Annotated in this window: 19 protein-coding genes; 10 read left to right on the forward strand and 9 right to left on the reverse strand. The window is 34.7% G+C overall.

Features of this window, described 5'->3' with window-relative positions:
- The first annotated feature begins 58 nt into the window (after positions 1-58).
- The 4 genes from gcvP to P178_RS0103445 all read left to right on the forward strand — a co-directional run bounded on the left by gcvP (position 59) and on the right by P178_RS0103445 (position 5,526).
- Entirely contained in the window at positions 59-2,911 is a 2,853-nt protein-coding gene (gene gcvP / locus P178_RS0103430; RefSeq protein ID WP_027064901.1) for an aminomethyl-transferring glycine dehydrogenase, read from the forward strand.
- Between the two features lie 163 nt (positions 2,912-3,074).
- On the forward strand, positions 3,075-4,133 hold the full coding sequence (locus tag P178_RS0103435; protein ID WP_027064902.1) for a 3-oxoacyl-ACP synthase III family protein: 1,059 nt from the start codon (positions 3,075-3,077) through the stop codon (positions 4,131-4,133).
- A gap of 2 nt (positions 4,134-4,135) precedes the next feature.
- Positions 4,136-4,657 carry a methyltransferase gene (locus P178_RS0103440; RefSeq protein WP_027064903.1) on the forward strand — a complete coding sequence of 174 codons (522 nt, stop codon included), beginning with the start codon at positions 4,136-4,138 and terminating at the stop codon, positions 4,655-4,657.
- Positions 4,658-4,671: 14 nt separating this feature from the next.
- Positions 4,672-5,526, forward strand: a complete 855-nt coding sequence (locus tag P178_RS0103445; RefSeq protein ID WP_027064904.1) for a glycosyltransferase family 2 protein — start codon at positions 4,672-4,674, stop codon at positions 5,524-5,526.
- A 52-nt stretch (positions 5,527-5,578) separates the two neighbouring features.
- Here the strand turns inward: P178_RS0103445 and P178_RS0103450 are convergent, their stop codons facing one another.
- The 7 genes from P178_RS0103450 to P178_RS0103480 all read right to left on the reverse strand — a co-directional run bounded on the left by P178_RS0103450 (position 5,579) and on the right by P178_RS0103480 (position 12,774).
- Positions 5,579-6,088, reverse strand: a complete 510-nt coding sequence (locus tag P178_RS0103450; protein WP_027064905.1) for an OmpH family outer membrane protein — start codon at positions 6,086-6,088, stop codon at positions 5,579-5,581.
- 52 nt (positions 6,089-6,140) lie between these two features.
- A complete protein-coding gene (locus P178_RS0103455) occupies positions 6,141-6,974 on the reverse strand; it encodes an OmpH family outer membrane protein (protein ID WP_027064906.1) in 834 nt (277 codons plus the stop codon).
- 103 nt (positions 6,975-7,077) lie between these two features.
- Entirely contained in the window at positions 7,078-9,681 is a 2,604-nt protein-coding gene (locus P178_RS0103460; protein ID WP_036145658.1) for an outer membrane protein assembly factor, read from the reverse strand.
- 4 nt (positions 9,682-9,685) lie between these two features.
- Positions 9,686-10,426, reverse strand: a complete 741-nt coding sequence (locus P178_RS0103465) for an isoprenyl transferase (RefSeq protein WP_027064908.1) — start codon at positions 10,424-10,426, stop codon at positions 9,686-9,688.
- Between the two features lie 8 nt (positions 10,427-10,434).
- On the reverse strand, positions 10,435-11,121 hold the full coding sequence (locus tag P178_RS0103470) for a DUF6089 family protein (RefSeq protein WP_027064909.1): 687 nt from the start codon (positions 11,119-11,121) through the stop codon (positions 10,435-10,437).
- A gap of 101 nt (positions 11,122-11,222) precedes the next feature.
- The gene (locus tag P178_RS0103475) at positions 11,223-12,116 is read right to left on the reverse strand and encodes an NAD kinase (RefSeq protein ID WP_027064910.1); all 894 of its coding nucleotides are present in this window, start codon (positions 12,114-12,116) and stop codon (positions 11,223-11,225) included.
- Position 12,117: 1 nt separating this feature from the next.
- Positions 12,118-12,774 carry a CBS domain-containing protein gene (locus P178_RS0103480; RefSeq protein WP_027064911.1) on the reverse strand — a complete coding sequence of 219 codons (657 nt, stop codon included), beginning with the start codon at positions 12,772-12,774 and terminating at the stop codon, positions 12,118-12,120.
- A 92-nt stretch (positions 12,775-12,866) separates the two neighbouring features.
- Here P178_RS0103480 and P178_RS0103485 point away from each other — a divergent pair, with 92 nt between their 5' ends.
- The 6 genes from P178_RS0103485 to clpX all read left to right on the forward strand — a co-directional run bounded on the left by P178_RS0103485 (position 12,867) and on the right by clpX (position 18,244).
- The gene (locus P178_RS0103485) at positions 12,867-13,580 is read left to right on the forward strand and encodes a pyridoxine 5'-phosphate synthase (protein ID WP_027064912.1); all 714 of its coding nucleotides are present in this window, start codon (positions 12,867-12,869) and stop codon (positions 13,578-13,580) included.
- A complete protein-coding gene (locus tag P178_RS0103490) occupies positions 13,577-14,353 on the forward strand; it encodes an alpha/beta fold hydrolase (RefSeq protein WP_027064913.1) in 777 nt (258 codons plus the stop codon). Before P178_RS0103485 ends, P178_RS0103490 begins: the two co-directional genes overlap by 4 nt.
- 28 nt (positions 14,354-14,381) lie before the next feature.
- Positions 14,382-14,729 (forward strand): phage holin family protein, encoded by a 348-nt coding sequence (locus tag P178_RS0103495; protein WP_027064914.1) that lies wholly within the window; start codon positions 14,382-14,384, stop codon positions 14,727-14,729.
- A gap of 100 nt (positions 14,730-14,829) precedes the next feature.
- Positions 14,830-16,152, forward strand: a complete 1,323-nt coding sequence (tig, locus tag P178_RS0103500; RefSeq protein ID WP_027064915.1) for a trigger factor — start codon at positions 14,830-14,832, stop codon at positions 16,150-16,152.
- Between the two features lie 88 nt (positions 16,153-16,240).
- On the forward strand, positions 16,241-16,921 hold the full coding sequence (gene clpP, locus P178_RS0103505) for an ATP-dependent Clp endopeptidase proteolytic subunit ClpP (RefSeq protein ID WP_027064916.1): 681 nt from the start codon (positions 16,241-16,243) through the stop codon (positions 16,919-16,921).
- Positions 16,922-17,008: 87 nt separating this feature from the next.
- Positions 17,009-18,244 (forward strand): ATP-dependent Clp protease ATP-binding subunit ClpX, encoded by a 1,236-nt coding sequence (gene clpX / locus P178_RS0103510; protein ID WP_027064917.1) that lies wholly within the window; start codon positions 17,009-17,011, stop codon positions 18,242-18,244.
- Positions 18,245-18,326: 82 nt separating this feature from the next.
- On the opposite strand, the gene P178_RS0103515 is transcribed toward clpX, so the two are convergent.
- Together P178_RS0103515 and P178_RS0103520 are read right to left on the reverse strand one after the other, a co-directional pair.
- A complete protein-coding gene (locus P178_RS0103515) occupies positions 18,327-18,884 on the reverse strand; it encodes an alpha/beta hydrolase (RefSeq protein WP_027064918.1) in 558 nt (185 codons plus the stop codon).
- A gap of 252 nt (positions 18,885-19,136) precedes the next feature.
- The gene (locus P178_RS0103520; RefSeq protein WP_027064919.1) at positions 19,137-20,651 is read right to left on the reverse strand and encodes a GH3 auxin-responsive promoter family protein; all 1,515 of its coding nucleotides are present in this window, start codon (positions 20,649-20,651) and stop codon (positions 19,137-19,139) included.
- Between the last annotated feature and the right edge of the window lie 58 nt (positions 20,652-20,709).

The raw sequence follows: 20,709 nt of genomic DNA on the forward strand, positions 1-20,709 counted from the left end.
TACACCAAATTACACACATAAAAGTGGTAATTTTACACATTATATAACAATAGTATCTATGAAGACTGACGTGTTTGCACTACGCCATATCGGCATTAGGGAGGAAGATTTAAATACCATGTTTAACACGGTAGGTGTTGAAAATCTCGAGCAACTTATTTTTGAGACCATTCCACAACATATTCGCCTAAAAGAGCCTTTGAAATTAGATGAGCCAATGAGTGAGCATAAGTTTCTTGCACACACCGAAGCTTTATCTAAAAAGAACAAGGTATTTAGAACGTATATTGGTTTAGGTTATCATGAAAGTTTAATTCCGTCGGTGATTAAAAGGAATATTCTTGAAAATCCGGGATGGTACACGGCTTACACTCCGTACCAAGCTGAAATAGCTCAAGGAAGGTTAGAGGCACTTCTTAATTTCCAAACCATAATTTCCGATTTAACGGGAATGGAATTGGCAAATGCATCCTTGTTAGATGAAAGTACGGCAGCAGCGGAAGCTATGACCATGCTTTTTGATGTAAGAAGTCGGGACCAAAAGAAGAACAATGTTTTAAAATTCTTTGTATCCGAAGAAATATTACCTCAAACCTTATCCCTTTTAAAGACTCGTTCTATTCCTTTAGGGATTGAATTGGTAGTAGGTAACCACGAGGAATTTGAATATAGCGCTGATTTTTACGGTGCTTTATTGCAATATCCTGGTAAATACGGGCAAGTATATGACTATGCTGCATTCGTAGCCAAGGCAAAAGAAAATGATATTAAAGTAGCCGTAGCTGCAGACATCATGAGTTTAGTCTTATTAACACCTCCTGGAGAATTTGGGGTAGATGTAGTTGTAGGTACTACTCAACGTTTTGGTATTCCTTTAGGTTATGGCGGTCCTCATGCTGCATTTTTTGCAACCAAAGAAGAATTCAAAAGAAGTATTCCTGGCAGAATTATTGGGGTTACAAAAGACACCGATGGAAAGCCTGCGTTAAGAATGGCTTTGCAAACTAGGGAGCAACATATAAAAAGAGACAAGGCAACTTCTAACATTTGTACTGCACAGGTTTTATTAGCAGTAATGGCAGGAATGTATGGTGTTTATCATGGTCCGAAAGGATTAAAATATATAGCTTCAAAAATTCATTCTACGGCAGTAACATTAGTAGATGCGCTTGAAAACTTAGGGTTATATCAAATTAACTCCGCCTATTTTGATACAATTACCGTTAAGGCAGATTCGAACAAAGTACGCCCAATTGCAGAAGCAAACGAAGTCAATTTCTATTATGTAGACAATGACACTATTTCAATTGCTGTAAATGAAGCCACTTCATTGAAAGACCTTAATCAGATTATTAGCATATTTTCTGAAGCGCTTGGAAAAACTTCCAAAGAAGTTTCCAGTCTATTGAATAAAACTACTATATCTGGAAATATAGAGCGCACTAGCGCCTTTATGGAGAATAAGGTTTTTAATTCTTATCATTCTGAGACGGAATTAATGCGTTACATTAAAAAACTAGAACGCAAAGATTTAGCATTAAACCATAGTATGATTTCTTTAGGAAGTTGTACAATGAAATTAAATGCTGCTAGTGAAATGCTACCATTAAGCTCGTCTAACTGGGGTAATATTCACCCATTTGTACCAGTAGACCAAGCAGAAGGATATCAAACTATATTGCGTGAGCTTGCAAAAGACCTTTCTATAATCACAGGATTTGCGGATACTTCTTTACAGCCAAATTCTGGAGCACAAGGAGAGTACGCAGGTTTAATGGTAATTAGAGCTTACCATGAATCTAGAGGAGAATCAGAAAGAAACATTTGTTTAATTCCTTCATCTGCACACGGTACAAACCCTGCTTCTGCTGTTATGGCAGGAATGAAAGTTGTAGTTACCAAAACCGATGAAAAAGGAAATATTGATGTTGCTGATCTTGAAGAAAAAGCAAAATTACATTCAGATAAATTAGCGGCGTTAATGGTTACATACCCATCTACGCATGGTGTATTTGAATCATCAATAAAGCAGATTACAAAATTAATTCACGACCATGGTGGTCAAGTTTATATGGATGGCGCCAATATGAACGCACAAGTTGGTTTAACCAACCCTGCAACTATTGGCGCAGATGTATGTCACCTAAACTTGCACAAAACATTCGCTATTCCTCATGGAGGTGGCGGTCCAGGTGTTGGTCCAATATGCGTTGCTCCCCAGCTCGTTCCTTTTCTACCAAGCAACCCGGTAATTTCAACCGGTGGCAAAGATGCCATTACTGCGATATCAGCAGCACCATGGGGAAGCTCATTGGTTTGTCTTATTTCCTATGGCTATATTAAGATGCTAGGTGAATATGGCTTAACACAATCAACAAAAATTGCTATTCTAAATGCTAATTACATAAAGCATAAACTTGAAGGAAAATTTGAGGTTTTATATACTGGTGAAAAGGGAAGAGCTGCACATGAAATGATTTTAGATTGCAGACCTTTTAAAAAGAACGGTATTGAGGTTACGGACATTGCAAAACGTCTTATGGATTATGGTTTTCATGCACCAACGGTTTCCTTTCCAGTTGCAGGAACTGTAATGATAGAACCAACAGAAAGCGAAAGTCTAGCAGAATTAGATAGATTCTGTGAAGCAATGACAGCTATACGAGAAGAAATTGATGAATCTAATATAGAAGAACCTAACAACGTACTTAAAAATGCTCCACATACTTTAGAAATGGCTACTACAGATGATTGGCAGTTTCCATACTCTAGACAGAAAGCATCCTACCCACTACCCTATATTGCTGAAAATAAATTTTGGCCATCGGTACGCAGAGTAGACGACGCATATGGAGACCGTAATTTAATCTGTACATGCGCGCCAATTGAGGCTTACATGGAAGCTGAATAAACGTCACAACCCTATAATAACAAGCCTTTTCGACAATTCGAAAAGGCTTTTTTAATGAAGACAATTTAAAGAAATGCACATTGACCATCGTAAAATTTACTATGCATGCATAAAATAATCTTTCCGTTTTTCATAAATTTCGGTTACAATTCAATATTTTAAAATGAGCGTATCAATTACAGGGACAGGAAGCTATATCCCAGACCTAAAAATTTCAAATAAAGATTTTAATAATCATCATTTTTTAAATTTAGATGGTTCCTCTTTTAAACATAATAATGAGGTAATCATTGAAAAATTCAAGGCTATAACCGGCATTGAAGAAAGAAGATATGCACCTAAAAAATATACTACATCTAACTTAGCCTTTTTTGCAGCTGAGAAAGCTATAGAAAACGCACAGGTAGATAAAGAAACCATAGACTACATTATCGTTGCCCATAACTTTGGGGATTTAAAAGATGGATATATTCAAGGAGACACTTTACCAAGTTTAGCCACTAGAGTTAAACATCAATTGCAGATACAAAATCCGAAATGTGTTGCTTACGATCTAATTTTTGGTTGCCCAGGTTGGCTAGAAGGTATGATACAAGCCAATGCATTCATTAAAAGTGGTATTGCAAAAAGATGCTTGGTCATTGGTGCAGAAACCCTATCTAGAATAGTGGACGATAATGATCGTGATTCTATGATATATTCTGATGGTGCCGGTGCTGCTATTGTTGAAGCATCTAATGATGGTGGTGAAATATTATCACATGAGTCTGCTACTTATGCAAATGATGAAGCTAATTTTCTATTTTTTGGAGAAGCTTATGACAAGGAAGATGAGAAAAAGAAATTCTACATTAAAATGCATGGTAGAAAAATCTATGAATTTGCTGTTACCAACGTACCATCAGCAATGGCAACATGCCTAGATAATAGTGGTATTTCAATTGACGAAGTGAAAAAGATTTTTATACATCAGGCAAATGAGAAAATGGACGAAGCCATAGTAAAACGCTTCTATAAAATTTTCGACAAAGAAATGCCTGAAGGTATTATGCCAATGAGTATTTCTAAACTAGGTAACAGCTCTGTAGCTACTATACCTACATTATTTGACCTCGTAAAAGACGGTAAATTAGAAAATCAGGAAGTTAAAAAGGGAGATGTTGTTATCTTTGCTAGTGTTGGCGCCGGAATGAACGTCAATGCAATGGTATACAGAATCTAAACATGTACGAAAACAGCTTTCCAAACAAACGTTACAAACATACACTTGAGTTCTTACGTAAGCACATTGATACCAATGAATCTATTTTAGATTTAGGTGTGCATAACCCGTTTACTAAAATAATGCAACAGGAAGGTTACCAAGTAACCAATACATCAGGGGAAGATTTAGATGTAGATTTTAGCGCTGTTGTTGATACAGATGCAGATGTACTTACGGCTTTCGAAATATTTGAACACCTTTTAGCCCCATTACATTTATTATCCAATTCTAAATCTAAAAAACTAGTTGCAAGTATTCCTTTAAAACTATGGTTTTCCCCTGCATACAGAAGCAAAACAGATAAATGGGACAGACATTATCATGAGTTTGAAGACTGGCAATTTGATTGGTTATTAGAAAAAGCTGGATGGGAAATACAAGATTCAATGAAATGGACCAATCCTGTCAAAAAAATTGGACTAAGACCTTTATTGCGTTTATTTACTCCACGGTATTATATTGTTTACGCAACTAGGAAATAATAGAACACTTGACTATGGATTACTATTTAGTTATTCCTATACATAACGAAGAGGCTTTTCTAAAAAGCACTTTAGATTCTATTCTTTTACAAACCAAATTGCCCAAAAGAGTAATCCTGGTCAATGATAATTCTACTGATGACACTGAGCACATTATAGATGCATACATTGCTAGAGACCCTATATTCACTAAAGTTAATTCAGTCTCCTCTACACAACACATGCCTGGTAGCAAAGTTGTTGATGCCTTTAGTAAGGGGCTTAAAATATTGGATGATAATTTTGACTTCATAGTAAAACTAGACGCCGATTTAATCTTGCCTAATAATTACTTTGAGGTTATTAGCACACATTTTAAAGCAAGTCCAAATTTAGGTATTTGTGGAGGTTTCATATATGAGCAAACAGAATCTGGAGACTGGGTTATGAATCACCCGATGGATAAAGATCACGTAAGAGGTGCTATCAAAGCATACTCTAAAGCTTGTTTTAAAGCCATAGGAGGATTAAAAAGCGCAATGGGATGGGATACGGTAGATGAGCTTTTAGCCAAGTACCACGGCTTTCAAATACAAACGGATTCGTCACTTAAAATAAAGCATCTAAGACCCACTGGTAAAGCTTATAACCCCAATGCTAAAAGATTACAAGGAAAAGCTATGTATACTATGCGTTATGGATTTTTAATAACCTGTATTGCCTCATTAAAAATGGCTTTAAAAAATAAGTCTGTAGCATCTTTCTGGAATAATATGACCGGGTATTTAAATGCTGCAAAGAGCGGCGCTACCTACTTAGTAACTAAAGAAGAAGGAGAATTTATTAGAAACCTTCGATGGACGAATATTAAAAGAAAAATTAAAACATAAAAAAAGCCATCTAATTATTAGATGGCTTTTTCTTTATCATCTTAGTTTCTATTTAGAAACCTAATTGCTTCTTAACATCTGCTAAAAGGTCTTTTCCTTTAGCTACGATTAAACCACCACCTGCTTGCGCATCGATTACGTAGTCAAAACCTTGTGCAGCAGCAACCTTTTCAATAGCCGCTTTTGCTTTCTCAGAAATAGGAGCAAATAATTCTGCTTGTTTCTTTTGGAATTCTTGTTGAGCAGCTTGTTGTGCATCACCAATATTCTTTTCATAACCTTGTAATTCTACAGCTCTCTTATCGTTTTCTTCTTTAGATTTTGCTGCAGCTTCGTTTTGGTATTGTGTAAACTTGTTACGCAATTCTGTCATTGAAGCCTGAATATCGGCATTGTAAGTTTCTTGTAATTTTTTAAGCTCAGCTTCTGCCGCTTTCATTTCTGGCATTGCAGATAATAATTGAGTAACGTCAATGTGAGCTACTTTACTTTGGGCATTTACAAAACTTGTCGTTGCTACGAACAACAATAAGGCTACCACAATTTGTTTTACTTGTTTCATGAGTGTAATTTTAATTCAATTTTGAGTATTAATTTTCGGTTGTTAAACCTATTTAAATAGTACCGTTATTATCGTCTTTTTCGGTATCGCTATTTCTTTCCTTTAATTTTTCTTGCCTCTTAGCTTCGCGTTCTTCTAACAACTTCTTTCTTCTTTCTTCGTACGCTTTCTTACGCTCTTCTCGCAATTTTAATTGTTCTGCTTTCGCATTCTCTACAGTTTTTTCTCTAGTCTCAGCAGCTTCAGACGCTTTATCTAAACGCTCTTGTAAAGCCTCACTAATAACTTCAGGCTCCTCTTCATCAAAATCATCTAACCTATTACGGTCGTTTGCTTTCTTTGTAGGTTTGCTAATTTTTCTTGTTCTAGCAATACCTCTTAAGACCAAATCACTAATATCGTGTCTTTTTTCGGAATACAACATTACAACATCCGCAGATTTATCAAAAATAAAATCATACTTTTTATTCGTGCCAATTTTTTGTACTTCATTGAACACTTGATCTTGTATAGGCTGTATCAACCTTCTTTTCTGTAATACCAAATCTCCTTGTGGACCAAAACGATCTTGTTGATACTCGATCATTTCGCGTTCCAAAATTTGAATTTCCTCTTCACGCTCAGAAATTAACTCTGGAGTTAACAGCACTTTCTCTGCCATTAAATCTTTCTTCATCTGCTCCACAATACTTTGCTTCTGCTCTATTTCTACCTTCCAACGTTGCACTTTTGTCTCTAACTGTTCAGTAGCATCTCTGTACTCCTCAACATTCTCTAAGATATACTCCATATCCACATAAGCCATTCTTACCCCTCTTTGGGCAAACCCTTGCATTGTCATGAAGATGACCGAAACTAATAAAAGAACTTTTGTTTTTGTACTCATTGTTAATGTCGTTTAATCCTAAAGAAAATATCGTGCCAAAATTACTAAATCTTTTAAAATTAAAGGATTAGCACTAAGCACGATTATTATTATTCAAAGAAAATTAAAACTGTTGACCAATGATGAAGTGTGTTTGCCATCCGCTTGGCCCTTGCCCTGCAGAAGTTGGCACAAGATCTTCGTCAAATCCGTAACCAAAATCAATACCCAACAATCCAAATGCTGGCATAAAGATACGCAGCCCCACACCGGCCGATCGTTTTAATTCAAACGGATTAAAGTCTTGAAAATTGTTGAAAGAATTACCACCTTCTAAAAATGCCAATCCGTAAATAGATGCAGAAGGCTTCAATGTTAATGGATAACGCAATTCTAATGAGAACTTATTATAAATTAATGCACCATCTGGTGAAGTTGCGCCATCAGAATATGGCGTTACTGCTTGCTCGTCATAACCTCTTAATTGAACTACATCTCTACCATCTAAAGTAAAGTTACCTAAACCGTCACCTCCAACATAAAAACGCTCAAAAGGAACATTACCTACAGCACTATTATAACTGCCTAAGAAACCAAATTCAGCATTACTACGCAACACCAATTTATCTACTAAGGTTGTGTACCAGTCGCCTTTAAACTTTACTTTATAGTATTCTAATAACCTAAATCTCTCTTGATCTAAATCTTCTAATTCTGATTGATCAGCTGCGCTTAACCCAACAGAATTCTTTTCTTCTTCCAATTCTTCTGACCTATTCTTCAACTCTCTGAAATCTTTATTACTGAACAAAGACCATGGTGGTGTAAACTTAGCACTTACTTCAAAGTTAGAACCTCCTCTTGGGAAAATACGTCCACCCTGTGTTGCGTTTCTAGAGATACCAAATGTATATGCTAAAGAATTTGCTTTACCATCACCAAAGTTGAATAGACCAATATTGTAATTTCTAAAATCATATAACTGGTAGCTTAGAGAGTGAGAAATCGTAAAGAAATCATCTGGCCATTGCACTCGTTTCGCCAATCCTGCAGTAATACCGGTTATAGAAAATTGCTGATCTTTATTAATATCAATATCACCACTGGTATCATAAGAAGCTGCAAACTGCTGTGTTCTTGACATACTTAGGTTAAAACGTACCGGCTTTTTACCACCTAACCAAGGTTCTGCAAAATTTAAACTATATACTCTATAAGTCTGACTCGCTTGCAAACGAAGAGCAAAGGTTTGACCATCACCCATAGGTACTGGCTTGTACTTTTCTCCTTTAAATAAATTTTGAATAGAGAAGTTACTAAAAGATAGACCTAAAGTACCAATGAAACCACCGCCACCATAACCACCTTGTAATTCAATTTGGCTAGACCCAGATTCTACCAAGTTCCAAGCTAAATCTACCGTGCCCTCATTAGGGTTAGCATTTAAAACATCTGGAGTAATCTGTTCCGCATCGAAAAAGCCAAGTTGACCTAATTCACGAATACTTCTAATAATGTCTGCCTTATTATATTTTTGACCAGGTCGTGTACGTAGTTCACGATAAATAACGTGGTCATTAGTTTTATCATTACCAGATACGGTAACATGACTTAAAAAGGTTTCTTTACCTTCTATAATTCTAATTTCAAAATCAATAGTATCATTCGCTGCAGAAATCTCTACCGGGTTGATGGTTGAAAACAAATATCCATTGTTTTGATATAAACTTGTTACATCAGATGGATCTGGCTTAGAATTATCGGCAATTCTTTCTCTTAATAATACACCGTTATAAGTATCTCCTTTTTTGATACCTAAAACTTGATTTAATTGACGATCGGTATAAACTGTATTACCAACAAAATCAATATTACCAAAGTAATACTTATCACCTTCTTCAACTTTTATCTTTAAATCGATATTATTTTCATCGACTTTAATAACAGAATCAGAAATGACCCTAGCATCACGATACCCATTTTCGGCAAATTTATCAATCAGTAAACCTAAATCTTCTTCGTAGTCCTCTTGTATATATTTAGATTTTTTCCAAAAACGACCAAATTTCTTTTTCTTGGTATTTTTTAAAGCTTTGCGCAATTTTTTATCACCTAATTGCTCATTACCCTCAAATATAATATCACGGATCTTTACTTTGTCTCCCTTATTAACATTGACCACCATGCTTTGAGTATTGGTGTCAAGAGTATCTTTAGAAGTGGCAATAGCAACCTCAGCATTTAAATACCCCTGTTTTTTATACTTATTGGCAATGTAATTCTTAGAATTTGAAATTAAACTCTCGGTAATTTTCTTACCTTTCTTAAGATCGGTATCTTTAATTAAACCTTCAATCTTACCTTTTTTAACCCCATAAAACTTAACATTAGTTAACGTAGGACGTTCTATAATGTTTAATTCTAAGAAAACGGTATTCTCTTCAATATTGGTAATGAAGAATTCAATTTCACTAAAAAGCTCTAGACCCCATAATTTCTTGATGACTTCACTAATTTGCTCTCCTGGCAAAGTAATAGGTTGCCCTACCCTAAGCCCGGTATACGTTTTTACCGTTTGCTCATTATAGCTTTGCAGCCCAGTTACATCTAAACCTCCTAAAATATAGCTTTTGCCGTCCTCATAGGAATTATCCTGTGCGGCAGCAATAAAGGTAGTTAGAAATAAAATTGTGGTTAAAAAGTGGTTCAAAGATATGAACCTAGTCATATCTTTAAGTGAGTTGTTCGCTAGTTTTTCCAAATCTTCGTTCTCTGTTCTGGTAATTTTTTATGGCCTCTACTAAGTGATGCTCTCTAAAATCAGGCCAATATACATCAATAAAATATAACTCTGCATAAGCTATTTGCCATAATAAAAAATTGCTGATCCGATGTTCTCCACTAGTACGGATAAGCAAGTCTACATCTGGCAAATCATGCGTGTAAAGATGGTTATTAATAATGGTTTGGTCAATGTTTTCAATTGAAATTATATTATTTTTAACTTTGGTACTTATCTCTTTTACCATAGATTGCAGCTCTTCACGAGCACCATAACTCAAAGCAAGGGTCAACGTCATCCCTGTATTTTGCTTTGTTTGGTCCATTACCTCTACCAACTCTTTGTACGCTTTTGATGGTAATGCATCTATATTTCCAATAGTATTTAAACGTATATTATTTTTATTAAAAGTTTTAAGTTCTTTCTTTAATGAAGACACTAATAAGCGCATAAGTGTCTGCACTTCTATCTTAGGTCTATTCCAATTTTCTGTTGAAAACGTATATAATGTTAGATAATCTATTTTCAATTGAGCGCATTGTTCAACAATTATCCTAACAGTTTTTACGCCATGTTCATGACCAAAAACCCTTAGTTTACCTCGTTCTTTTGCCCATCTACCATTACCATCCATGATAATAGCAAGGTGCTTTGGAACATTAAGTTTGTCAATTTCGTTTGTATCGCTCATCTTTCTATTTACTCAAAACAATCCATGCAAGGCTTTCTACCAAAGGTATATGTTAAGGTTAGACCGGAAAAAACATACCAATCATCACTAAATATATTACCAAATTGAAACTCCTCAAAGTTAGAACCTACAGGATTGCTAGCATCCAAGTTATCTGTAAAGGTATATCTAGCACCTATTTCGCCCCCAAAAATAAGAAACTGATTGATACGATACTTAAAACCTACGGTCATTGGTACTGCAAAACTACCCTCTTTTTGATTTATATCTTGAAGCACTCCACCATTAAAGTAGGCATAATCGTACCTAAAATAAGTTAGACCCGTATATAAATAAGGTGTAAATGCCGGACCAAGTTTATGCAAATTATATTCTACAAAATTAAATTCTAGACCAACAGACCCTTCTAAAACAGAATTATCAACAACATAACCCCTTTGTTGTCTTGCCGATGAACTGGACTTATTATCATCTGCCGTAAACTTGCCATAAATTAAACTTCCTCTCCAGGCGTATCTTTTACTAATGTTCCATTTAAACAATCCGCCAAAAGCAATATCAGATGGTAAAATATAATTTGTTCTACCCACATCACTTATGGTATTGGCTCCACCAGCAAAAATACCTACCTCATAAGTCTGCGCCTGCAAACCTGAAAATGAAAAAAGTAATATTAATAACGTTATGTAACGCATAAACCAGATTTTACAACTATTACATTCACCATACACAAAGTAGATGTTGAAATAATTTTTATGTTCTCAAAAGATAAACAGCGATTAAGGTCATTTATTGTTTAAAAGGAAGCTCGATTTCGCCTGTCCTCACCCCAAAGTAGCTTATTCCTTAAGGTCTTTAAAAAACTTTCTGAAGTGTACTCGATCATTTTGATAGTAAATGGAGCTTTACTTATTGTAATCTCTTCTCCATTTTCTAATGATGCTATTCTAGAATCTAAAGAAACTAAATGATTTTCTTCTCTCCCCGAAACCTTTAGACGAATTACGGTATCATCGGAAATCACAAGTGGTCTTGCATTTAAGTTATGCGGAGCAATAGGAGTTAAAACTAAAGATTTTGCCGTTGGCACTATAACAGGACCTCCACAGCTTAAAGAATACCCAGTTGAACCTGTAGGTGTCGAGATAATTAATCCGTCTGCCCAATAAGATGTTAAATACTCGTTATTTAAATAAGTTTCAACCGTAATCATAGACGTAGTATCTTTTCTACTTACGGTTATTTCGTTCAATGCAAAATTAAGATCACCAAACTCCACATCCAACTCCTTTGTATTTAATTGAACCAAACTACGCTCTACAACCGTATAGGCACCTTGCTTAAATTCTTGAACTACTTTACGAACGTCTTCCTTTTTGAATGTAGAAAGAAATCCTAACCTGCCGGTATTTACACCCACTATAGGAATACCTAAATCTTTTACAAATGTAGTAGCCCTTAATATAGTACCATCTCCACCAAAACTGACGAACATGTCAAAAGATGCATTCAAACCTTTATCTATAGTAAAAACTGGAAATGATTGAGTATCATCTTTAGCCTTATACAAATCATAAAAATCTTTCTCAATAAAAACTTCTGCGGACACCTTATTAAGCTCATCTAATAATTCAATGAGATATTCAATGGCACTGTCTTGATATGTTTGACCGTAGATTGCTACTTTCATTCTAAACATTAAGGTATTTCTCTAAATAATCTGAACGGTTCTTTAAGTCTTCAAGAAATTCATCATCGCTATTACCAAAAATAATATGATAATTATAACGTCTAAAAGTTTGCACAACTTTATTATAGTTATTGGCGGTAATCTTTAAGGTTACCTGAATAACGTCATTTTGAGTATCAGTTATAAAACCTCCAAAAAGTTTTGCATTATTACTTTCAACTATCTGCGCAATTTCACTAAAAGAATAATCTTTAACACCCTTTGCCACTACTAAAATACTACCAGGATCCGTGAAAAACGGAGTGTCAATAAATTCGGCTACAATATCGGTCAAACAGTAGTAACCAGTAACTTCTTCTTTCTCGTTTAGTACAGGCAAAAGATTGGCTTCATTTCGGGCAAATACCTCCAAAACATCTAACCAATTGGTATCTCTACGAGCAAAAAAGCTCTGCAGCTCATACTTAAACTCTTCAATTTTAGACTCAGGAAGCAATCCGTCGGCATCTATTTCAGAGAAAAGTCCCAAAAATCGTCCATCTTCTAAAATAGCAATATGAGAATAGGTGGTATCTTGAAAAAACTCTAAAAGTTTTTCAGTTGTATCCTTAATATCGAATACCGGTAAGTTCGTAATGATATGTTCTTGAATATGCATAGGCCTATTTATAACGCAAAATAACAATTAATAATATCAAAAGGCGTGCCTTATTTGTATTTTTGAAGCTCTTAAAAGGTAAATAAGACATAATGACAAAGCTTAGCGTTAATGTAAATAAAATTGCAACTCTTAGAAATGCCCGTGGCGGCAATGTTCCAGATTTGCTTAAGGTTGCTACCGATTTAGAAGGGTTTGGCGCACAAGGCATTACCATACACCCTAGACCAGACGAACGTCATATTAGATACCAAGATGCCAGAGACTTAAAAAAAATTGTAAAAACAGAGTTCAATATAGAAGGTAATCCGGTTCAAAAATTTATTGATTTAGTTCTTGAAGTAAAACCGGAACAGGTTACACTTGTACCAGATTCCGTTGATGCTATCACTTCCAATGCTGGATGGGACACCATTAAACACAAAGATTTTTTGACAGATGTAATCAACACTTTTAAAAATGCTGGTATTAGAACGTCTATTTTTGTTGATGCCAATACAAACATGATTGATGGTGCAAAGGCAGTGGGCACCGACCGTATTGAATTATATACCGAAAGTTACGCTACGGGATATTTCCTGAACAAAGAAAACGCTATAAAACCATTTATTGAAGCTGCAAAAAGAGCCAATGAATTAGGATTGGGAATAAATGCAGGCCATGATCTAAGCTTGGACAACATTCAGTATTTTGCCCAAAACATCCCTAACTTATTAGAAGTATCTATAGGTCATGCATTAATTAGCGAAGCACTTTATTTAGGCTTGGACAATGTAGTAAACATGTATTTACACCGTTTAAAATGAAACAAACATTACATTCAGTAATTTTAGGAGAAGGCAAACCTTTGTGTATTTTACATGGGTTCTTAGGCATGTTAGATAATTGGAAAACAATAGGTTCGTTATTTGCCGATAATGGATTTTGCGTTCATTTAATAGACCAAAGAAATCATGGTAAAAGTTTTCATTCGCCAGATTTCAATTATGATATTTTAGCGGACGACCTTCTAAACTATCTAGACAATCACAATATTGAAAAGACAGATGTAATTGGTCATTCAATGGGTGGTAAAACAGCTATGCAGTTTGCATGCTCATATCCTGAACGTGTACATAAATTGCTAGTGGCGGATATTGCACCAAAATATTACCCACCTCATCATCAAGAAATAATCAATGGATTAAACTCTATTGACACATCAAATCTAAAATCCAGAAAAGATGCAGATGAGCAATTAAAAAAGCATTTATCAAACCCTGGTATACGACAGTTTTTATTAAAAAACTTAGATAGGGATGAGGATAAAAAATTATGCTTCAAATTCAATTTAGCTGTCTTAAGCGAGAAAATGGAAGAAATTGGGGATAATATCAGTAGCACCGACAGCTTTGACGGACCCACTTTATTTTTAAGAGGCGACAAGTCTGAATATGTTACTAAAAACGATATTGAAATTATTCAACAACATTTTCCAACGGCAACTGTTGAGACCATAGATAATGCCGGACATTGGTTACATGCAGAAAATCCAGAGCAATTTTTTGAAAAATCACTCGCCTTTTTCAACAAAGGCTAATTATTAAATACAATTTAAAACAAATATTATGAAATTAATTTTAAGAATACTGTTAAGCGCCCTTGCTGTAATTATATTGGCAAACGTACTACCGAATGTATCTGTAGACAATTTTATGACTGCCGTTATCGTTGCCGTAGTACTAAGCATATTAAACCTGCTTGTAAAACCAATTTTGGTCATTTTCACCTTACCTGTAACAGTAATTACATTCGGTCTTTTTCTACTAATAATTAATGCAGTAATCATTCTTTTAGCAGATAAACTAATAGATGGTTTTGCAGTTGGGAATATATGGTGGGCATTGATTTTTAGCCTCTTGCTATCTTTTTTACAATCAATCTTTTTTTCATTGCTAAAAGACGACAAGTCATAGTTGCTTGTGATTTGAAATTCAATACTTTAAAAAATTGGTTGACTTTGCAAAATGTAGTATTTTTGCATCCCATTTTATACATGCAAATAGATATTAAGGAATGAATATTACGAAAGAGCAGATAGACGATTTAAATGCAGTAGTTAAAGTTGCTATCACAAAAGAAGATTACCAAGATAAGGTAGACACTATCTTAAGAGATTATAAGAAGCAAGCCAATATTCCTGGTTTTAGAAAAGGCCAAGTTCCTATGGGTCTTATAAAAAAGCAATATGGTAAAGCTGTATTGGTTGATGAAGTAAACAAATTATTACAAGATAATCTTAACAAATATCTTACAGAAGAGAAGTTAGATGTACTTGGAAATCCTTTACCTAAGCAGCAAGATAATTTTGACTGGGATCAAGATGAATTAGCTTTTGAATTTGAATTGGGTCTAGCACCTAATTTTGAGGTTTCATTAAAAACTAAAAAGCCTATTACGCAGTACAAAATTGTTGCTGACGATAAAATGATAAAAGAGCAAGTTGAGCGTATTCAAAAACAATACGGTAAGCTTGTAAGTAAAGACGAGGTCAGTAAAAATGATGAGGTAAGCGGTACTTTCTTCAATGAAGAAGAAGAAATTGACAGCAAGACCATGATTGAAACTGACAAATTGAAAAGCAAAAAAGCTTTAGATGCGTTGAAGGGCAAGAAAGTTGGTGATGTTGTAACATTAAAAACTAAAGGTTTATTCAATGAAGACCATATGCTATCTAGTGCTTTAGGCATAGATAAGCAAAAGGCAGAATCTTTGGATACAGAGGTAACTTTTACCATTTCTGAAATTAATGAAAGAGAAGCAGCTGAGTTGAATCAAGAATTATTTGATAAACTTTTTGGACCTGACAGTGTAAAATCTGAAAAGGAATTAAAAGAGCGTATTAAAGAAGATTCTGAAAAGCAATTTGAACAACAATCTGATCAAAAATTACTGAACGACGTAACTGAATACTTCATTGACAACACTAAGTTTGAGCTACCTACAGGTTTCTTAACAAAGTGGATTCAGACAACGGGCGAAGAGCCATTATCTGAAGAGCAAGCTGTTGAAGAATATGCTAAATCTGAAAAAGGTCTTCGTTACCAATTAATTGAAGGGAAAATAATTCGTGATAACGAATTACAAGTTCAGTTTGATGAATTGAAAGAATTTTCAAAAGGTTTCATACGTTCTCAAATGGCACAATTCGGTCAATTAGATCCAAAAGAAGAAGAGTTGGATAATATTGCAGCACGTGTACTAGGTAATCAAGATGAAGTAAAAAGACTTTCAGAACAATTGATGAGTCAAAAATTATTGAATCTTTATAAAGAAAAGGCAAACCTTAAGACAAAGGAAGTTACCTATGAAAATTTCGTGAAAGAAGTTTACGGATAATTCCAAACAATAAATTAAGTATCTTTACGGTGCCGGGAAATTAAATTTTCGGCACCTTTTTTTACTCTAAAATATAGACATACAATTTATGGATTACGGAAAAGAATTCAAGAATTTCGCTATAAACGATCAAGGCATTAGCAGCACATATTACGATTCTATAATGAGCAGCATGTACCCAACGAACATGACGCCGAACATTATAGAAGAAAGATCAATGAACATTGTTGCAATGGACGTTTATTCGCGTTTAATGATGGATCGCATCATATTTATGGGCACAGGTATTAATGACCAAGTTGCTAACATAATACAGGCTCAATTATTATTCTTAGCCAGTGTAGATGCCAAAAAAGATATTCAGATTTACATTAACTCTCCAGGTGGTAGTGTTTATGCTGGTTTAGGTATATATGATACCATGCAATTTATTACACCAGATGTTGCAACTATTTGTACAGGCATGGCTGCCTCTATGGGTGCTGTATTATTATGTGCAGGTGAAAAAGGAAAACGTAGTGGACTACAACACTCTCGTGTTATGATTCACCAGCCAATGGGCGGTGCTCAAGGTCAAGCAAGTGATATTGAAATTACCGCTAGAGAGATATTAAAACTAAAAGAAGAACTATACGAAATTATAGCAGAGCATTCTGGTATGGATATTGAAAAAGTTCGTGATGATAGTGACCGTGATTACTGGATGAAGGCTGACGAAGCTTTAAAATACGGTATGATTGATGAAATATTGGTAAGGGAGAAGAAATAAGTCCGACTAATTGAATCAAATAAATTAATGATTTTTAAACCAAAAGCGATTTTTGATCGTTAAGGAATAGAATAGAGAAGATAGATAATGGCAAAGGAAAATTTAGAGTGTTCATTTTGCGGCAGAAAAAAGCCAGAAACCAATCTGTTGATTGCTGGGCTAGATGCCCATATATGTGATCGCTGTATTGAGCAGGCTCATGGCATTGTTGCCGAAGAATCAAAACAGACAAAGACCAACGATCTTTCTTCTGAACTTGTTCTAAAAAAACCTCAAGAAATAAAGGAATTTTTAGACACTTTTATCATAGGACAAGAGCGTACCAAAAAGGTAATGTCCGTTGCGGTTTACAACCACTATAAAAGATTACTTCAACCTTCTTCTAAAGAAGACGATGTAGAGATTCAGAAAAGTAACATCATTATGGTAGGGCAAACCGGTACAGGTAAAACCCTTATGGCTAAAACCATTGCCAAACTATTAAACGTACCATTGGCAATAGTTGATGCAACAGTATTGACAGAAGCCGGTTATGTTGGTGAAGATGTAGAAAGTATTCTTACCCGTCTTTTACAAGCGGCAGATTACAATCTTGAAAAAGCTGAAAGAGGTATTGTTTTTATTGATGAAATCGATAAGATTGCTCGTAAAAGTGACAACCCGTCAATTACAAGAGATGTATCTGGAGAAGGTGTTCAACAGGGTCTTTTAAAATTATTGGAGGGTACTGTAGTAAATGTTCCACCAAAAGGAGGAAGAAAGCATCCAGACCAGAAATTTATAGAAGTAAATACCGAAAATATCTTATTTATTGCCGGTGGAGCTTTTGATGGTATTGAGCGTGCTATTACCAAACGCTTAAACATGCAAGCTGTTGGGTATAGTGCTTCCAAATCTGATAGCTTTTTAGATGAGAGTAATTTATTACAATACATTATTCCAAGAGATTTAAAAGATTTCGGACTTATACCTGAAATTATTGGTCGACTTCCAGTTCTTACACATATGAATCCGTTAGACAAGAAGACGTTAAGAGCCATTTTAACAGAACCTAAGAATGCGATTATAAAACAATATGAGAAGTTGTTTGCAATGGATGACATTACTTTCACCATTACAGAACAAGCTTTAGATTATATTGTAGATAAGGCAATAGAATATAAACTTGGCGCTAGGGGACTAAGATCTCTATGTGAAGCTATATTTACAGATGCCATGTTTGAAATGCCAACTTCTGGTGAAACAAACTTTAAGGTTACTAAACCTTACGCTGAAGAAATGCTATCTCATGATACCATTAAAAAGCTAAAGGCTGTTTCATAACTTCAACATAATTATTGCATATAAAAAAAGCGAAGATTAAAATCTTCGCTTTTTTTTATATACCTCATTATTTATATTCTTTTCAAACCACCTTTTTAATTTGTGGTGCAATTTGCGTTACTTCTTGAAGTAAGTCTAAACAAACTTTTTGAATGATTTTCTCATCTGTATAAAGTGTATGACCATAATTAGGTATTACTTCCATATCAACACCTAATTTATTAGCCCATTCTTCACTTGGTTTAAATTCATCATTAGCACCGTAAACTAATTGGAACGGTACATTTGGTCTATCGTTCTTTTTACGAATTCTGGTAGGAGATACACCGTATAACGATTTAACAGGCAAACCTTTCTTAGCAGCTTCCCAAACGATTGTAGCGCCTGTACTGAAAGCAAGGTAATAACAAGGTTCAGTTTCTTTTTTTAATAAATGAGATACAGCCGTTTCAGTACCACCTTCTATAAATGCATTATGTACATTCTCTTCAGTCTGAATTAAAATATCCAAATTTGCCAATTGTTGGCTATCGTAAAATGTTATATCGAAATATTGTTGAAGGTACCCTAAATAAGATGTAATCCATAAACCTTTCTTAGCGCCCCACATATCGGAAACGATCACTAATTTCTCTGCCATAATAATTGTATTTATAGTTTGGTTAAGTTTTGTTTCAGCAAGTTGAAACATTAACCCTACTTACTATCATTTAATTGTTTACACGCTCAAATTATCGATGTAGTTCCTTTTATTGATCCTAATTAGAATTATAAAACCTACAATTAAGCTGTAAGACAAAAGTTACTTTTACTACAGTAAATGTATGGCAACTAACGATTAAATATGAAATTTTGTTGTGATTAGGCTAATATTTAGTGTGTATAGAGCAAATTACTTGTTCATTGGCAAAAGCTCTTCTAAATAATCTCTTTTGTTAGATAGTCGTGGTATCTTATGTTGACCACCAAGTTTATCATTCTTCTTCAACCAATCATAAAAAAGGTTCTCACGGGCAATATGTACAACCGGCGAGTTTAAGGTGATATTGTTAAGCCTTTTAGCTTCGTAATCTGAGTTTAGAGATTTTAGAGCATTATCAAAAATCTCTACAAACGCGCTAAAATCCTCAGGTATGGTTCTAAATTCCATAACCCATTCATGAGCTCCTTTTTCCTTATTCACCATAAATACAGGTCCTGCAGTATAATCTATAATTTCAGCACCTGTTTTGGCACATGCTATTTTCAAGGCCTCTTCCGCATTTTCTATAATCAATTCTTCACCAAAAACATTAATGTGATGTTTAGTACGTCCGGTCACTTTAATACGATACGGACTCTTTGATGTAAAACGAACAGTATCCCCTATTCTATATCTCCACAACCCAGAATTAGTGGTAATTACAATTGCGTAGTTTTTCCCAAGTTGAATATCCCATAAGGGTATTGCCTCTTCATCCAAGGTTCCATAAACATCCATCGGAATGAATTCATAGAATATTCCATAGTCCAACATTAACAAAAGATCATCGGCACCGTTTCTATCCTGAATAGCAAAAAAACCTTCAGAAGCATTATAGATTTCATAGTACCTAAAATTACTATTTGGAAGAATTTTTTTATACTGTTCTTTATAAGGATTGAAATTTACCCCACCATGAAAGTAAACTTCCAAATTTTCCCAAACCTGAAAAAGATGTTCCTTTCCTGTTTCCTCAAGTACCTTATTTAATAACACCAACATCCACGAAGGCACACCGGCCAAACTAGTAACGTTTTCCTGAACGCTTTCATGAATGATAGCCATTAACTTACTTTCCCACTCACTCATTAAGGAAACCTTATTACTAGGCGTACTACTATACTCTGCCCACAAAGGCATATTATCTATTAAAATTGCAGACAAGTCTCCAAACAAAGAACCGTTATCTTCATAAAGTTCTTTGCTACCGCCCAAGCGAAGGCTCTTGCCAGTAAATAATTGAGAATTTTCATTATTATTTAAATAGAGGCACAGTAAATCTTTACTTGATTTATAATGACAATCCTCTAACGCCTCTCCGCTTACGGGAATAAACTTACTTTTTGCATTTGTTGTGCCACTACTTTTTGCAAACAATTTCACCTTAGTGGGCCAAAATAAATTTTGTTCACCTTTTCTTGTCCTTTCTATTATTGGTTGAATCTCTTCATAAGAAACAATAGGCACACGTTCTTTAAAGTCCTTATAAGACTCAATCGACTCAAAATCATATGTTCTACCTACCTCGGTATCTTCTGCAAACTCCAGCAATTGCAATAGCACCTCTTCCTGAACTTCTTCTGGATATTTTAAAAAAAGTTCTATCTGATGAAATCGTTTTTTCAGCAACCAAGAGGCAATCGAATTAAATAGAGTAATTGGCATTTATAGGTATCTTTGTTATTGCTAAAAATAGCGCATCTAGCTATCATTTTCAAATAGA

This window comes from Maribacter sp. Hel_I_7 (assembly GCF_000688315.1).
In the GTDB taxonomy this organism is placed as follows: Bacteria; Bacteroidota; Bacteroidia; order Flavobacteriales; family Flavobacteriaceae; genus Maribacter; species Maribacter stanieri.

What these genes read in the sequence shown, in the direction of transcription:
- P178_RS0103515 (WP_027064918.1), bottom strand. Translation starts at nt 18,884, where the DNA reads ATGGCAGAGAAATTAGTGATCGTTTCCGATATGTGGGGCGCTAAGAAA.
- gcvP (WP_027064901.1), top strand. Translation starts at nt 59, where the DNA reads ATGAAGACTGACGTGTTTGCACTACGCCATATCGGCATTAGGGAGGAA.
- P178_RS0103435 (WP_027064902.1), top strand. Translation starts at nt 3,075, where the DNA reads ATGAGCGTATCAATTACAGGGACAGGAAGCTATATCCCAGACCTAAAA.
- P178_RS0103490 (WP_027064913.1), top strand. Translation starts at nt 13,577, where the DNA reads ATGAAACAAACATTACATTCAGTAATTTTAGGAGAAGGCAAACCTTTG.
- P178_RS0103440 (WP_027064903.1), top strand. Translation starts at nt 4,136, where the DNA reads ATGTACGAAAACAGCTTTCCAAACAAACGTTACAAACATACACTTGAG.
- clpX (WP_027064917.1), top strand. Translation starts at nt 17,009, where the DNA reads ATGGCAAAGGAAAATTTAGAGTGTTCATTTTGCGGCAGAAAAAAGCCA.
- P178_RS0103445 (WP_027064904.1), top strand. Translation starts at nt 4,672, where the DNA reads ATGGATTACTATTTAGTTATTCCTATACATAACGAAGAGGCTTTTCTA.
- P178_RS0103485 (WP_027064912.1), top strand. Translation starts at nt 12,867, where the DNA reads ATGACAAAGCTTAGCGTTAATGTAAATAAAATTGCAACTCTTAGAAAT.
- P178_RS0103465 (WP_027064908.1), bottom strand. Translation starts at nt 10,426, where the DNA reads ATGAGCGATACAAACGAAATTGACAAACTTAATGTTCCAAAGCACCTT.
- P178_RS0103470 (WP_027064909.1), bottom strand. Translation starts at nt 11,121, where the DNA reads ATGCGTTACATAACGTTATTAATATTACTTTTTTCATTTTCAGGTTTG.
- P178_RS0103475 (WP_027064910.1), bottom strand. Translation starts at nt 12,116, where the DNA reads ATGAAAGTAGCAATCTACGGTCAAACATATCAAGACAGTGCCATTGAA.
- P178_RS0103455 (WP_027064906.1), bottom strand. Translation starts at nt 6,974, where the DNA reads ATGAGTACAAAAACAAAAGTTCTTTTATTAGTTTCGGTCATCTTCATG.
- P178_RS0103495 (WP_027064914.1), top strand. Translation starts at nt 14,382, where the DNA reads ATGAAATTAATTTTAAGAATACTGTTAAGCGCCCTTGCTGTAATTATA.
- P178_RS0103460 (WP_036145658.1), bottom strand. Translation starts at nt 9,681, where the DNA reads ATGACTAGGTTCATATCTTTGAACCACTTTTTAACCACAATTTTATTT.
- P178_RS0103450 (WP_027064905.1), bottom strand. Translation starts at nt 6,088, where the DNA reads ATGAAACAAGTAAAACAAATTGTGGTAGCCTTATTGTTGTTCGTAGCA.
- tig (WP_027064915.1), top strand. Translation starts at nt 14,830, where the DNA reads ATGAATATTACGAAAGAGCAGATAGACGATTTAAATGCAGTAGTTAAA.
- P178_RS0103520 (WP_027064919.1), bottom strand. Translation starts at nt 20,651, where the DNA reads ATGCCAATTACTCTATTTAATTCGATTGCCTCTTGGTTGCTGAAAAAA.
- P178_RS0103480 (WP_027064911.1), bottom strand. Translation starts at nt 12,774, where the DNA reads ATGCATATTCAAGAACATATCATTACGAACTTACCGGTATTCGATATT.
- clpP (WP_027064916.1), top strand. Translation starts at nt 16,241, where the DNA reads ATGGATTACGGAAAAGAATTCAAGAATTTCGCTATAAACGATCAAGGC.